This is a genomic window from uncultured Campylobacter sp. (assembly GCF_938045345.1).
GTDB lineage: Bacteria > Campylobacterota > Campylobacteria > Campylobacterales > Campylobacteraceae > Campylobacter_B.
The window spans coordinates 121,330-135,782 of the sequence record NZ_CALIMS010000006.1 but is presented as its reverse complement, the minus strand read 5'-3'; the positions used below and the strand labels follow the sequence as shown (position 1 = coordinate 135,782).

The following is a 14,453-nucleotide window of genomic DNA, read 5'->3' as shown; positions in this document are numbered from 1 at the left end:
TGATCGAGCTTTTAAAGTGCACGTTGCCAAGCCCGCCTTTGCCGCCTTTTAAAAACAGCCTCGTCTCGCCGTCGTTTAGCATATCAAGCACCAGCTCGCCGCTATCTTCGTCGTAAACGCTGGTGCCCGGAGGGACGATGAGATAGAGATCCTCGCCGCTTTTGCCCGTCTTTTTGCGACCCTCGCCGGGCGCGCCGTTTTGCGCTTTAAACTCACGCTTACCCTTGTAGGATGAGAGGGTGTGGGAGTTTTTATCTACCCTAAAATACACGTCGCCGCCGTCGCCGCCGTCGCCGCCGTCGGGACCGCCCAAGATGATGAATTTTTCGCGGCGGAAGCTAACGCAACCTGCGCCGCCATTACCAGATTTAACGCTAAATTTTACGCTGTCTATGAACATTTTCTACCTTAGTTTTTAAGGGCGATTATATCCAAAATTACTAAAACTACAGCAAGATCGCTTTTAAAGCCGTAGTTTAATCTTAATCTTAAAAATTTAAGTATTTCTTTCATAAAGATCTTTTCAAGACGGAAGGGCCTTAATCAACAGGACTTACCTTACGTCCATTCCTTTGTAAAAATTTACTATTTTAGCGTTGCTAGTATAGCCATCGTTGCCGCACTTTTCTTTAAATGCTTGAATGATATCTACAAGATTACAAAATTTTATCTACTTAACAATCTAGCAAAACAAAATTTAGATATGCGTCTTTTACCGACCGTTTAGTCTTTTGTTCCTCAAAACCTAAAGTTATTTTGTCCAGATTTTCAAACTTTGCGACAAGCGGCGTAAAATCACAGTCCTCGAAATGATACTCTTTCCTTAAATTTGTCTCCTCCCAAAGGAGGAGAATATCTATTTTTTTGGCGGATTATTCCCGCGACCTTTACCACTTGGATTACCCGTAGTGCTCGGACCATTTGGCGGCCTAACTCCAGATTTTGCCATCATTTCTCCTTTATAAGCCTAATCCGGCTTTTGACGCAAATTTGGCGACCTATATAAATTTAACCGGTCACAACTATAAAATCACTCATTCTCGTCGTCATCGCCCAAATAATCATCGTTATTTGGATTATGCGCATCCGCCCAATCGTCCATATCGGCATCATTGTTTGGATTATTTATATTCGACCACAAATCAAGCTCGTCCTGGCTCATATCTGACGTATTCATTTTAATCACCTCCTTTCCGTAAGATTTTGATATAATTAGCGTAATTTTACAGAAAGGTTCGGCGACAAATGGCGACAGAAAATTATGATAGAAAATGCAAAGAGCTAGTGGACGATATACGAAATGGAGTTAGTCAGATAAGGCTTGGATTGACGAATTTTTTAATAGAATTTGTAGAATTCGACGAAAATTCAGATGACGAAAGCTATTTAAAAAAACGAGCAAAATCATACGAAAAGCTCATGCAAAGAGTTAAAAACGAAAATTTAAGCTCGCAAAAAATGGCGGATAAATTAAAAGCAATTTATAAATTCCTGCTTGATAGCGATGAATACAAAAAGCTTAAACGCTATAAGACGCTTATAGACGATAGCTTCGAGAGAAAAATTTTAGGCGATGAAATTTGCGAAAATATACAAGAGGGCTCAAAAATAGCTTTTGGTGATACGAACGAGCCAAGCGATACATAGCCCGTTGAATATGGATATGGCGTGATCACAAATCGATCGCCGCTTCTAGCGACCCGACAATCCGCGAGAACATTCGCGAATCTTTTTATCGTCCTTTAAACACTTTTTTAGTTGCTTAACGCAATAGTCTTTTTTATACTCCTCACCCTGCTCGCCGACGCACTTAGAGATAAAAGAGTATTCTTCATCTATTGAATAACGCTCCAAAAATATATCGTATCCGCCATAAGCTATCGCTCCTGCTACGACAGCACCGAACCAAAATCCACCACCTGATTTGATGGATGCTTGGTTCTTTTTCGCGGCTTCACCTATCAAGCTTTTAAATTTATCGCTACTTTGTATATCTTTCACGATTTTTTCCGCGTCGCTCGGACTAATTTTATTACCGTCTATCTCGATTTTTAATGACTTAATACTTTCGTCGATAAGGGCGTTTATGCCTCTTAATAGGTCTTTGTCTATTATGTTGTTTACGAGATATTTTAAAATTTCGCTTTTGTCTATTTTTATCATAGCCAATCCCTTTAGAATTTAAATAATTCCCCATGCGCCATTATTTACACAAATAATATTCGGTAAAATTTCAAAATTAGAGCTAAACTTTAAAGTCTAAGGAACGGCGCGCCTATCATTTCTAACTCGTGATTTTTTGATAAATTTTAAATCTCGTCGTAGCGAGTTTTATAACGAAATTTTCGCGTGAGAAAAACCTTTCGATTTCACAGCGATTTTTCGAATTTTTATTTAAAAGAGGGGCTTGCGCCCCGAAGATTTAGCGATATTTACGCAGCCGGATAAACCGATACTTTTTTGCGGTTTTTATCTTTTCGCTCAAATTTTACGACGCCGTCGATCAGCGCGAAAATCGTGTGATCGCTGCCCATGCCTACGTTGCAGCCTGGGTGCGTCGCAGTGCCGCGCTGGCGGATGATGATGTTGCCCGCGCGCACAAACTCGCCACCGAATTTTTTAACACCCAAGCGGCGTCCGATACTATCTCTATTATTTTGGGTTGAACCTTGACCTTTTTTGTGTGCCATTTCCTATCCTTTATGCGTTAATCGAAACGACTTTGACGCGGGTATATTGGCGTCTGAAGCCGCGTTTTACTTTTGAATCTTTGCGTCTGCGTTTTTTGAAGATAACGACTTTTTTATCCTTGCCTTCGCAAACGACCTCCAAAACCACCTTGGCACCCTTTACGAACGGTGCTCCTACCTTTAACTCGCCGTCGTTTAGCGCTAAAACTTCGCTAAGCTCGAGCTTTGCTTTCGGCTCAGCATTAAAATGGTCTAAATTTAGGTAGTTGCCCTCTTCGACCTTATACTGCTTGCCGCCGTGTTTGATGATAGCATACATCAAAAATCCTTTAAAATTTGGTAGCCAAAAAGGCATTTGCCGTGCAAAATTTAAAAGCCCGTTTGGTATTAAACTTTGAATATTATCCGAAATTTTATAAATTCCTACTGAAACGCCTCGCAAAATTCCTACGAAATTTCAAATTTCAAGGGCTCGGATTTATTTTAAACTAAAGATAAATGTGCTACTATCGCAACGAAATTTTTGAAGGAGAATTTTATGAGAAATTTAATAGCTGCGCTCGTAGCAGCGGTATTTTTTATCGGTTGTTCCAACTGGAATATATCCAACGAACCAAGCGGAGTACGCAATCAAACAAAATCCCAAAGCAGCAAAACAAATATCGGCGGCGTAAATGATAAAGTCCAAGAGGTCTCCACCGCAGGCACCACTGATATGGTCGAAACGACCTTGCCCGATAGCACGGGTATGACTAATGCGCCGAAAGACCGCAGCGATGCATTTCATATCAATCAAGTAATTTCTGCATGGAATAAACAGCCAGACTCCATCAAAACAACCGAAGACAATGGCAACATCTACACCTGGAAAAACTATAAGCCAGGCTGCGACGTATCACTTACCAGCGACTCGGAAGGCTACGTATCAAAATCCGCTATCAAATCAGCACTGTCTCAGTGCCTATAACCAACTTATCCGCGACGCCGAAATTTTAAAATTTCGTAAAATTTCGGCTTACGAGCGGGTCTGCTTCGTCAAATTTAATCTTAGAGTTATATGGTTCGCTCTTAAAAATTTACTATACGTATTGTATAATCGAGGACTTTTAATCACTGGAGTAAAATATGAAGAAAATTTTATTTGTAGGTGCGCTTTTAGCGGCATTAGGTAGCTATGCGGCGGCGAGCGAACATGTCAAGGTCTATCACGGCGAGAGTTGCGGCTGTTGTCACAACTGGGCAAAATACATGGAGCAAAACGGATTTGAAGTCGAGATGATTTCGCTGGCTGACGAGCCGCTTATCCAGAAGAAGAATGAGCTCAAACTTCCGCTAGAGCTCGCTAGCTGCCACACCGCGATCATAGACGGATATGTAGTCGAAGGGCATATGCCAATAGGCGAAATCCACACGTTACTAAAAAATAAGCCTAAAGACGTCATCGGCATAGCAGTACCTGGCATGCCACTAGAAGCACCCGGTATGGAGCAAGGCTCTCAGCCCGAGGTCTATGACGTGGTGGCGTTTAAAAAGGATGGCTCGTATCAAAGCATCGCCACTTACAAAGGCAAAGAAAAAATCAAATAATCCGCCGCTTTAAAGCGGCAACTTACTTATTGGCTCGATAAAATTTTGCGTATTTAAGGCTTGGCGCAATTTGCCTTAGCCGGCGAATGCTGCCACGATCTGCAAAAAATGACGCGCAAATTAATTTCAAACACTGCTATGATAAAGGGGATTAAAAATTAAGTGGATGGGCTAATAGGGGTCGAACCTATATTCACAAATCCAGAGTTTGTTGTCCTGCCATTAGACGATAGCCCATTTCGGAAGCGGTATTTTATAGAATTTTGCTTTAAAAAAGCATAAGAGCGGGTGGAATTTTAAAATTTTGCAAAATTTTAGATTAAATTTAAAGCCCTGCTGAGCCGAAACGATAAAATTCAAACGTAAAAACTAACGCTGCTTTCATAGGCTTCGATAAAAGAATATGGCTACTCGCCGCGGAGCTAAATTTTAAAATTTGGCTAGTTTATCCTATATTTACGCCTTTGCGAGCTTATTTATTCCGGGATGAAATTTTTAGGATATAAGCCTGTCTTCAAAACATATATGTTTAGTGCTCGCTGGGCGCGGGCGCGGCCTTAAATGATATAAATCGCACCGAAAATCCGCAGCGAACATAATTGCGACAAAACCCGGAATGCAGCACCCTAAATAAGCGTCAAATAGACTTGCGATAGGATCGCATAAAAGTCCTACCAAATGCTCACCTCAAGCGGAGTGTAAAATTTATCGCGATTAAGTGGGTCTAAACTAAAATCAAAGCCAAAATTTGAGCGCGAAACTTGCATAAAATTTCTTGTAAAAACCCTTTGCAGGCTCAAAAGACATTGTAAAATTGCATAAAATTTGACTGCGACGGAATTTTTCCCATATATTGTGTTAATACCAAACATTCGACGAATCAAATCAAGCACGACGAACAAAGTGAAATCTCTCATATATCGTTAATATGGCACAGGCTATTTTGCTAGACCAGAGCAGAAATATGCGAAATTTAACTCCGCCTATCGTTTGAACACTTAGAAAGCGTCTTGTCCCTCCAGCTAAATAGCGCGGACAAATTTTATATTGCGCGCTGTTTAAAACGCAAAAATTAATTGGAAATTTTAAATTTCGGGCGCGGGTTCACTTCTAAGTATTTGCAAAAATAGCGCATCGAAGCTAGAAAAATTTCGCTCCGTCGTGCCTAAAATTTTGATGAAATTTCGCGTATCAACTCAACCGCCTCTTTTGCGTCCGCACATACGAACTCAAAATGCGCCCGTAGCTCCGAGGCATTGCCGTAACCGCAGCTTACGCCCACGCTTCGCACCGCTGCCGACTTTGCCGAAATGGCGTCAAGCGACGTATCGCCGATCATAAAGATATTTTGGCCAACAGAAGGCAGGATTTCGTCACTGCAAATTTTGTCATAACAAGGAGTGGAATTTATCTCATGCGCATCATAAATTTTACTGCCGCGCGCGCCACCTTTATCGCTCTCGCCCTCGATGTCGACACCGCTCTTTTGGCTATTATCGCCAGCCTCGTGTCTATCACTCTTTGCTTTGCTTAAATTTCTAAACGAAATCCTATCAGAATTTTGACTCGCAATACTACTTAAATTTTGCTCGTAAACTTTGCTAGGATCAGGATCAAGCGCAGGAAGGCTCTTTAAATCAGGCGTTAAAATTTCACTCAAAATCACGCTCCTGCTAGCAGCGCTTGTATTTTCATCGGCAGTCGCGTCGTGAGTTTTACCGCAAGCCGCATGCGGGCTTTGGCTAGCGGTCGCGCCGCAAATTCCTAAATTTTCGAGCGCCTTTAAGATCGGTTCGGCGCTTGGTTTTGGATTTTTTACATCCTCTCGTCCAACGATGGTGCCAAAAAGATCAGCGATGCCAAGATGTCGCAATAAAATTTTAGAAAATTTCGACGTCTTGGTCGTCACGACGCCTAAATTTGCAAACTCACCCGCCGTGCGAACCGCCTCGAACGCACCGCTTAGCAGAACGGTCTGATCCAAAAAAGTCTGCGCATATCGCTGTTTGTAGGCGAGCACGAAATTCTGCACATCGCGCGTCACACCTAGACGCTCAAACATTACCTCTAACGGATGCCCGATAAGCCTTTTAATCGCTTCGTCGCTAGGCTCTGCAGCGCCCAAATGCGCAAACGCGTAGTGAAAGCCCTCCAGTATAGCGGGCGTGGAGTCTATGAGCGTACCATCGAGATCAAAAAGCAGAGTGGTTTGGAATTTTGGCATTTTAAAATTTAATTTGGATATAAAAAAAGCGGAGCCGAAGCTCCGCTCATATGGATCTAGAAAAGATTATTTTCTAAATTTAGCATCTACGCGTCTATTTTGAGCGCGGCCTGCTTTAGTAGCGTTTGTAGCGATAGGCTTAGTCTCGCCGTATCCTACAGTGGTGATTCTGCTAGCATCTACGCCGAAGCTCTTAAGCGCAGCTCCAACTGCAGCAGCTCTGCGCTCGGAAAGCTTTTGATTATATGCATTCGAACCGGTGCTATCGGTGTGACCCTCTAGAATTACTTTGTAATCAGGGTGAGCCACTAGCACGTCGCTTACGTTTTTGATCTGGTTCATAAACTCAGGGGAAATTTTTGAGCTATCTGTAGCAAAATTTACGCCCAAATTTAATCTAATAACCTTCTCGCAACCATATTCATCTACAACTACACCAGCAGGTGTGCCTGGGCATCTATCGACATTATCGCATACGCCGTCGTTATCTGCGTCTTTGCAGCCTGTAGGAGCCGGAGCGGCAGCTGGAGCTGCGTCAGCATATCTCTTGCCAAAATCAACTGCAAAGCCTAGAGTATAGAACAATACGTGGTTGCCGTCGTCAAATCTGATAGCATCGCGTGCTTCAAGTTTTGTAGCGAAATTGTCGGTAATGTAGTACTTTAGACCCAAGCCGTATTGGCCGAAGCCGCTATCTTGATCGCCATCGTTGTAAACGTCTTTAGTGTAATCCATATATCCAAGACCTAGCAAGCCGTATAATTTGAAATTATCGGTGAAATTTACCAAATCTTTTACAGCATTGATGTGATAATATTTAGCGTCAGGCTTATCGTTGCCTACTCTGTGAGCTAAATCCTCTACGCCAATATTGCGAGAGTAATCAAAACCAACCTCTACTTGATCGATAAACGAATCTTGTAGATTTTTGGCAAGACGTAGACCGAACATAAAATTCGAATCCAAATCCATATTGCCCTCATGAGTCATTCCACCAATAGTAGGGGTGATCTCCCAGTGATAATCAGCATCGCTAGCGAACAATGCGCTGGATGCACACAAGCTTAATGCAAGTAGAACTTTCTTCATTAAACATCCTTTCAAATAAAGTTGTAATTCGATATTACCATAAAATTTTTAAAGAATTTACAAATTTGCGACAATTTCGCCACAAATTTGTAAAAAACATTATCTCTTAGAGAACTGCGGGCTTCTGCGCGCTTTGCGGCGACCGAATTTCTTTCGCTCAACAACGCGGCTATCGCGAGTTAACAGACCTTTTGGCTTAAGAGCCGCTCTAAAATCTTTATCCATCGCGGCAAGCGCCTTTGAAATTCCGTGCTTTAGCGCATCCGCTTGAGCCGAATATCCGCCGCCCAAAGTCTGCGCGGTGATATCCATCGAGGTCTCTTGTTTAGTCGCTAAAAGCGGCTGAACGACCCTTAGTTTGATCGCTTCGTGACCGCCTAGCCAGGTGTTTAGATCCATACCGTTTACTACGATCTTGCCGCTTCCAGGTTTTACCCAAACCTTAGCTACGGCAGTTTTTCTCTTTCCGGTTGCATAAATTGTCGCCATGATTATTTTCCTTTTTTAGTTGTTTGCGCAGTATGAGGATGCTCACCGCCTTCATATACGAATAGCTTTTTGATCATCGCCTTGCCAAGCTTCGTCTTAGGAAGCATGCCGCGAACCGCAAGTCTGTAGAGCTTTGCGGGATTGTTTTTAAGCAGGTCTTGAAATTTTACGCTCTTTACGCTTCCGAAATAGCCCGAGTAGCTGTGATAAAGTTTGTCGTCGCCTTTGTTATTGCCGGTAAATACGGCTTTTGAAGCGTTGATGATAACGACGTAGTCTCCGCAATCTACATTTGGAGTATAGCTTGGTTTGTGTTTGCCGCGTAGCAATACCGCAACTTCGGTAAGCATTCTACCGAATCTTTTGTCGGTCGCGTCGATAACGACCCAGTCGCGCTTAACTTCGCTAGGCTTTGTAATTTCTGTCATGGTTTCCGCCTTATTAAAATTTGAGCTGTGATTATATAGAAATATCCTTACGTATAACTTAATTTAAGCTGTCTTTAATCTATCTATGTTCAAATTTCATCTAAATTTTAAAATTTTACCCTCCTCATTCACTTCGATCAGCTTAGCGCCCGCAGCTTCGAGAACCAGCACGAAGGCACGCACTCGCGCATTCGGATAAAACTCGCGGATCACGCTTTTATACCGCGCTACTTGAGCTTTGTTTTGCGCAAGGTATTTTTCTGAGCTCTTGTAATCAAAAAGCAAAATTTCATCCTGCCTAAAGCACGCTAGATCCACGCGCAAAAGATCACCCTCCGCGCTTTTGATCGGCATCTCTTTATAAGCCCAAGCGCCCTTTATCAGAGCTAAAAATTCCTCGTTTTTGCTTAGACCAAGCGCTCGCGCCGCGATATTTTCAAAATCCGCATCGTTTAAAAATTTAGCGTAGCATCCTTTTGCAAGGCTTACTCCGCGTAAAATTTCATCTGGTCCAAAGCCTTCGCTCATCTCCAGAGCATAGTGCAGCGCCTCGCCGAAATATATCGCGCTTAGCGCTTCCGTTTCGCCGCTGTCTGCTTTTTCTTGCGCACTTTGAGGCTCGCCCGCTACGAGCGCGATCTTTTTGCGCGGCGGCGGCTCTTCTGATTTTACGGAGCTTGGGATTACGTAGCCGTATTGAAAATCCGGGATATCCAGCCACTCCACGACGCCCGCACCCTTAGTCTTTTTAGCGTAAGGCGAAAAAAAGCTATAATTGTATTGATCTATTTTTTCCTCGGAGCGTTTTACGATGATGAGCGAGCGTTCGGCGCGGGTAAATGCCACGTAGAGCTTGTTTATATCCTCTTCATACGCAGAGCGATCGTTTTCATCCATTAATGCTGCAAATTCCGTATCCAGGCTCTTTCTGCTCGCAAATTTATAAAAAATCCTCCACTTATGCGTGGCAAAATCATAGTCCGTCGCGAGCTTTGAGCTCTCGCCTCGGTCTTTTCCTCCGATGCGGTCGCAAACGATTACGTGCGGGAACTGAAGCCCCTTGGACTTATGCACAGTCATAATTTTAATGCCGCTTTGTTCCTTGGCAAATACCTCCGTTTCGTCGTTTGCAAACAGATACTCGCTAAAACTATTAAATTTTGCCAGCGTCTCAAAAAATAGCAGCAGATCTGGATCGACAAAATTTAATTTCAGCGCGCTAGCGATAAATTCTGCCGTTTTTTGCGCGTTTTTATGCAAATCAACCGCTATCTTTTTAAGCCGCCTACCCAAAATCGCTTCGGCGTTTCGCAGATAAATTTCATCGCCACCTACGCAAAATTTCGCGTATTGAATTACGGCATTTACCTGCTCGCTGCAACGCAGGGCCTTATTTGAGCCACTGCAAACCTCGCAAAATTCCGATAGCATCTCTTTTAGCGCGCTTACATGCTCGTTTTTCCAGCATAAAATCGCAATATCATCAGCTCTTACGCCGCACTCCTCAACAAGTCTGCGCGCTTGCTCCGCAGTCCCCTTTAGCACGTCGTCGTATGAAAACGCCGCTACGTAGCCGTAATCGTCGCTTTGTGCCTCAAATAGTGGCATGTGCGGATGGGAAAGCGGATAATCCTTGATTTTTTGCAGCACTGAAGCAGGCAGATCGCTATCTATCTTATTTGCCGCGATTTGATCTTCATAAGACGCAAATTTATCGCGCAAGATCTCATTTACAAATTTTACGATGAGTTTTAAGCTGCGATAATTGCGCGGCAGACTCTGCGTTTTGATTTGGCTAAACTGCTCGCGCAAAATATCAAAAATTTTTCTCTCTGCGCCGCGAAATTTATAGATGCTCTGTTTTTTATCGCCTACGTAAAAAAAGCTGCCACAGCGCTCTTCCGCCCCTTTGCCGGCAAGCGCTTCGGAGATTAGCGGCAGCATGATTTCATACTGGCAAATGTCGGTATCTTGGAATTCGTCAATTAAAATATGCGTGATTTTAGAATCGAGCCTGAAATACAAAAGCTCGCGATTGCCCTGCAACGCCTCTGCGCTTGGATTTAGCAGCGAGTGCACGGCTGCGGTGACATCGCCGAATGTAAGCTTGCCGCTTTTGCGCTGCACCGATTTAAGCGCTTCGGCATAAATTTTAATTAGTCCTGCCAGCTTAACCGCATATGTCGCATCCATCCACGCTATTTCGCGAGCTACGGCGTCTTTTAGCCTTGCTAACTCGCCGTCAAGATGCGAAATTTTTTTAAGCTGCGAGCGCGAATAATCGAAACTGCCGTTGGCAAGAGCCGAAAGAATGAAACCAGAGGATAATTTTGAAAGATCACTAACAGGGCTTAGCCCATTTACGGCTCCAGCGCTTACGCCCGCATCTCTCGCCGCTTTTTGCAAGCAGGATAAAATTTTATTTATCTCTGCTAGCGCGGAGCTTGCGGGAAGCGTGGGCGGATTTATGCTTATATCGCCTCTCCAAATGCTTTGTAAGCTATTTAAAAACTCGTTCTTTGTCATTCCTGAATCACTTACATAATCCACGACCTCTCTTAGTAGCGTTTCGTTTTTACAAATCGCGCCTAAAAACGCCGCCTGCTGCACACCCAAAATCCCTTCATCGTTTTCAAAGCTTGGATCAATGCCGCTGTTTAGCGCAAAGGAGCGTAGAGCTTTTGCAAAAAACGCATCAAAGGTAAAGACGTTTAGGCTCTCACTTAAAAATTTAGGCAGTAGGCGCTGTTGCGCTGCCAAAACCTCATCCGCGCTCATATTTAGATCCTCGCAAATTTGCTCCAGCTCGGCGCTAGGCTTTAGCGAGCCATCCTGCAAAAGCAGCAAATTTTGAAATTTCTCCACGATACGCATTTTCATCTCAGCAGCGGCTTTTTTGGTAAAAGTAAGAGCTAAAATTTCATTGATCGGCTCGCCCTTTAGCACCAGCTCGATGAACCTGACCGCGAGATTGAAGGTCTTGCCGCTGCCTGCGCTTGCTTCAAGCGCCAGATAATTTTCAAATTTTGCCATCGATCTGCCCCTTGCAAATGATTTTATAATCGCAGTATTCGCAGGTTTGCACCGCCTGCGTGCGCGTAAAAGCGACCTCGCTTGCAAATTCCTTACCGATAGAGCTTAGCATCTCGCGCAGATTTTCTAAGCTAGGCGTTTTGTCGCCAGGAGCCGCAAACGCGCAATCTTTTAGCGACAGATAGGCGCATTCGCACTCCTGAGCCAAAAGCGCGCGATAAAACGTAAGCTGGAATTTTTCCATATGCTTTTTAGCTGAACCACGTTTGTAATCGATGATAAACTTCCGCCCTGCCTTATCTTCGTCGATGCGGTCGATCCGCCCGCTCAGCCGCACTCCGTCAAGCTCGCCTTTTAGCGATACTTCACTACCGCTAAAGCTCCAAATTTGCTCATGCTCTTCTAAAAGCTTAGCTAGCTTTTCTACCGATTTTAGCTCAAGCTCCGCATCAAAGCGCGCAATCCCTGCTTCTCGCGCAAGCTGCGAATAAATAGGGCGAAATTTTTGCATGCTAAATTTCATCCCCGCTCGCTCGTATAAACGCTGAAAACTCGTATGTAAAATTTTGCCCAAAAGCGCATTATCCTCGCCAAATTTTAGCCCCTCTTTTAGCCCGAAAACGTAGCGGTAATAATACTTCCTCTTGCATTCTAAAAACGTATCCAGCCGCGAAAACGACAGCTCCTCGGCAAAAAAATCATGGCGAGCCACGGGATCTTCTTGTCCGCATAAGGCGGACTTAAATTCCTCTCTCCCAAAAAGCCGCAAATAATCCTCCTGCGAAAATTCCGCGTCTTGTTGCACTTCAAAACTTTTCAAAAACCGCGAAGGCAATTTCTCGACGCTTTGCAAATAGCAAATCGCGCTTTTTTTAGCGCCTCTTAGTAAGCCGTCGTAGTAAAATCTTTGTAAATTTTCGCGATCTGCGTGGCTGATGAGCCCTGCTCTAGCGCGCAAAGCAGAGTTTAAAAACATCTCTCCACTACTGCGCTTTGGCACTAGATCATCGTTAAAATCGGGGATTATCACGCCGTCAAATTGTAGCCCACGGCTCTCCAAAAGCCCCATTACCGTGACCTTTCCGCCACGAACATCATCAAGCTTGATACGCGAAATTTCTAACAAAAAAAGATCGATCAGATTGCCTAAGTTTAGGTTTTCGTCCTTAAATTTTCGAAGCAAAATTTTAATTAGATATAGCGGCTCTTTTAGCTTTTCTTGCAGCAGCGCGTCGCTAATTTTAGGCAAACAGGCGAGCTTGGCAATTAGTGCCTCGAAATGCTCGAAGCTTACTTGCTTTGCAAAATTGCGCGCGAACTCGCCAAAAAGCGCCTCATCCACACCCACACTCGCAAAAAACAGATCAAGCTCCTGCGGGTTTGGGCGCTGCGGATACTCATCTGCGCCCTCGCGTATTTTAGAGCGCCTAAAGCGATCGCGCCGCTCATGGCTTTTTGAATACCCATCTTCTTCCTCAAGCTCTATATGCTCCAGCTGCATAGAGTATCGTAGGCTCTCTTGCTGCTTTAAAAACTTTTGCTGTTTTACACAAGCTGAATAATCACGCCGCTGCACACACTCCAAAGGCTCTTGTAACTCTGCAAGATCTAGCGAAAGGCTTTGCTCCTCCGCGCTATCCGAGCGTTCCGCCGAAATTTCGCGCAGAATTTCAAAATTTTCCGTATTTTCAAACTCTCGCGCAGATATAAAATTTAAATCCGCTTTAGAATTTGAAAAAATTTCGCAATCCAGCACGGAATTTTGCTGTGCGAAATTTTGCGATGCAGAATTCTCGGAAGCGAAATTACCTAGCGCTAAATTTTGCTGTACCGTGGAATCCTCCACATTCAAAAATCCTCCATCCGGACTTTTGAATGCGTGGTAATCTACGCCAAATTTCGGCGTGCGCGCTTCTTTTAAGCACTGCGAAATTTTCTCTAGCGTTACGTAAAATAGGCTATCTTTAAGATTTTCGCCCATCGCGAAATTTAGCATGCGGTGCGAGCCGCGAGCCCTTGCGATGCGCTCGTCGTAAAGCCGCAGTGTGCCGGCAAAACTCTCGTCGGGCAGGATCACTGCGATGCGCTCCGGCACGATACCTGCACGCACGAAGGATGAAATTTTTTCAAAAACGTAGCTAGCCTGCAAGCTTCGCAACTCAAAGCCTCTACACACAACCGCCCCGCCCACGCTTAGCGGCTCTCGGCTTAGAATTTCACCCGTACCAAGATTTAGGCGGTAGGCAAAACCTAGCTCTAGACTTATGCCGCAAAGCTCCTCCACCGCACGCACGGGCTTGGAATTTAAAGTCGTGGCTTTAAAGCTCAACACAACCTCGCTCAGCTCCGCAGCGCGCTTAAAAACCTCGAACTCAAATGCGCTAGGATTGCCGTCGATGTTGATTTCTATCCGCTCAAATCCGCGCAGATAGGATTCGTTTAGCTCATAAAGCGCGGGCAGCGTGATCTCGTCGTAAAATCCATGCTCGCGCAGAATCCTTGCATACGCCCCCGCTAGCTCTCGCAGAATTTCAAAATGCTCGGCATACCACGCATAGGTGTCGCTAAGATCGAGCGCATCGATACTTACGCGCTCCGTCGCAAGCTCCTTGAAAAAACCAAAAAGATACTCGCGGTTACGCATAAACTCGTAAAGCTCGTTAGGGAATTTAAGCCTTTCGTCCGCGCGCTTGCTCTCGTTTACCGCCTGCTTCATAAAAAGCGCGCGGTCTATCTCGCCGCAAGCGACAAGATCCGGCACAAAAAGCGCCTTTTCGTAGAATTCCGCTAACGTAATCCTAGGCGCCAGCACGCCGCCGCTCTCGCTTTGCAGCGCCGCGCGTAGCGCACGCGAGCTAGTGTAGACAAAGAGATTTTTAGAGGGCAAATTTTTCAAAACAAATCCTTTAGAGC

The 14,453-nt window shown here is 44.4% G+C and carries 13 protein-coding genes, 1 tRNA gene and 1 pseudogene; 3 read left to right on the top strand and 12 right to left on the bottom strand.

All coding sequences use genetic code 11. The features are described from left to right. A pseudogene (locus tag Q0144_RS02345) lies at positions 1-400 on the bottom strand (GTPase ObgE); the annotation flags it as partial. Positions 401-1,030: 630 nt separating this feature from the next. Continuing rightward, positions 1,031-1,177, bottom strand: coding sequence for a hypothetical protein (locus Q0144_RS02340; protein ID WP_297941722.1), 147 nt, complete (start codon positions 1,175-1,177; stop codon positions 1,031-1,033). A gap of 68 nt (positions 1,178-1,245) precedes the next feature. Here Q0144_RS02340 and Q0144_RS02335 point away from each other — a divergent pair, with 68 nt between their 5' ends. Next, positions 1,246-1,647, top strand: coding sequence for a hypothetical protein (locus Q0144_RS02335; protein WP_297941721.1), 402 nt, complete (start codon positions 1,246-1,248; stop codon positions 1,645-1,647). A gap of 45 nt (positions 1,648-1,692) precedes the next feature. Here the strand turns inward: Q0144_RS02335 and Q0144_RS02330 are convergent, their stop codons facing one another. The 3 genes from Q0144_RS02330 to rplU form a co-directional block, all read right to left on the bottom strand. Beyond that, complete coding sequence (locus Q0144_RS02330) at positions 1,693-2,163, bottom strand: hypothetical protein (protein ID WP_297941719.1); 471 nt, start codon at positions 2,161-2,163, stop codon at positions 1,693-1,695. A gap of 269 nt (positions 2,164-2,432) precedes the next feature. Beyond that, complete coding sequence (rpmA, locus tag Q0144_RS02325) at positions 2,433-2,690, bottom strand: 50S ribosomal protein L27 (protein ID WP_291938329.1); 258 nt, start codon at positions 2,688-2,690, stop codon at positions 2,433-2,435. A gap of 10 nt (positions 2,691-2,700) precedes the next feature. Further along, a complete protein-coding gene (gene rplU / locus Q0144_RS02320) occupies positions 2,701-3,009 on the bottom strand; it encodes a 50S ribosomal protein L21 (protein ID WP_040303368.1) in 309 nt (102 codons plus the stop codon). 204 nt (positions 3,010-3,213) lie between these two features. Between rplU and Q0144_RS02315 the strand changes: the two genes are divergently transcribed. Both Q0144_RS02315 and Q0144_RS02310 read left to right on the top strand, forming a co-directional pair. Further along, positions 3,214-3,657 (top strand): hypothetical protein, encoded by a 444-nt coding sequence (locus Q0144_RS02315; protein ID WP_005869661.1) that lies wholly within the window; start codon positions 3,214-3,216, stop codon positions 3,655-3,657. A 158-nt stretch (positions 3,658-3,815) separates the two neighbouring features. After that, on the top strand, positions 3,816-4,277 hold the full coding sequence (locus tag Q0144_RS02310; RefSeq protein ID WP_298061357.1) for a DUF411 domain-containing protein: 462 nt from the start codon (positions 3,816-3,818) through the stop codon (positions 4,275-4,277). A gap of 163 nt (positions 4,278-4,440) precedes the next feature. Here the strand turns inward: Q0144_RS02310 and Q0144_RS02305 are convergent. From Q0144_RS02305 to Q0144_RS02275, 7 genes are all read right to left on the bottom strand, one after another. Then, a tRNA-Gln gene (locus Q0144_RS02305) sits at positions 4,441-4,514 on the bottom strand. Positions 4,515-5,442: 928 nt separating this feature from the next. Beyond that, a complete protein-coding gene (locus tag Q0144_RS02300; RefSeq protein ID WP_298061355.1) occupies positions 5,443-6,501 on the bottom strand; it encodes an HAD family hydrolase in 1,059 nt (352 codons plus the stop codon). A gap of 66 nt (positions 6,502-6,567) precedes the next feature. Further along, positions 6,568-7,590: an OmpA family protein gene (locus tag Q0144_RS02295; RefSeq protein WP_298061353.1), complete on the bottom strand. Its 1,023-nt coding sequence runs from the start codon at positions 7,588-7,590 to the stop codon at positions 6,568-6,570. A 99-nt stretch (positions 7,591-7,689) separates the two neighbouring features. After that, entirely contained in the window at positions 7,690-8,079 is a 390-nt protein-coding gene (gene rpsI, locus Q0144_RS02290; protein ID WP_005869670.1) for a 30S ribosomal protein S9, read from the bottom strand. Positions 8,080-8,081: 2 nt separating this feature from the next. Further along, complete coding sequence (rplM, locus tag Q0144_RS02285) at positions 8,082-8,507, bottom strand: 50S ribosomal protein L13 (RefSeq protein WP_005869672.1); 426 nt, start codon at positions 8,505-8,507, stop codon at positions 8,082-8,084. A gap of 96 nt (positions 8,508-8,603) precedes the next feature. Continuing rightward, positions 8,604-11,540 carry a RecB-like helicase gene (locus tag Q0144_RS02280; RefSeq protein WP_298061350.1) on the bottom strand — a complete coding sequence of 979 codons (2,937 nt, stop codon included), beginning with the start codon at positions 11,538-11,540 and terminating at the stop codon, positions 8,604-8,606. Further along, on the bottom strand, positions 11,527-14,436 hold the full coding sequence (locus tag Q0144_RS02275; RefSeq protein ID WP_298061347.1) for a PD-(D/E)XK nuclease family protein: 2,910 nt from the start codon (positions 14,434-14,436) through the stop codon (positions 11,527-11,529). Before Q0144_RS02275 ends, Q0144_RS02280 begins: the two co-directional genes overlap by 14 nt. Positions 14,437-14,453: the final 17 nt, after the last annotated feature.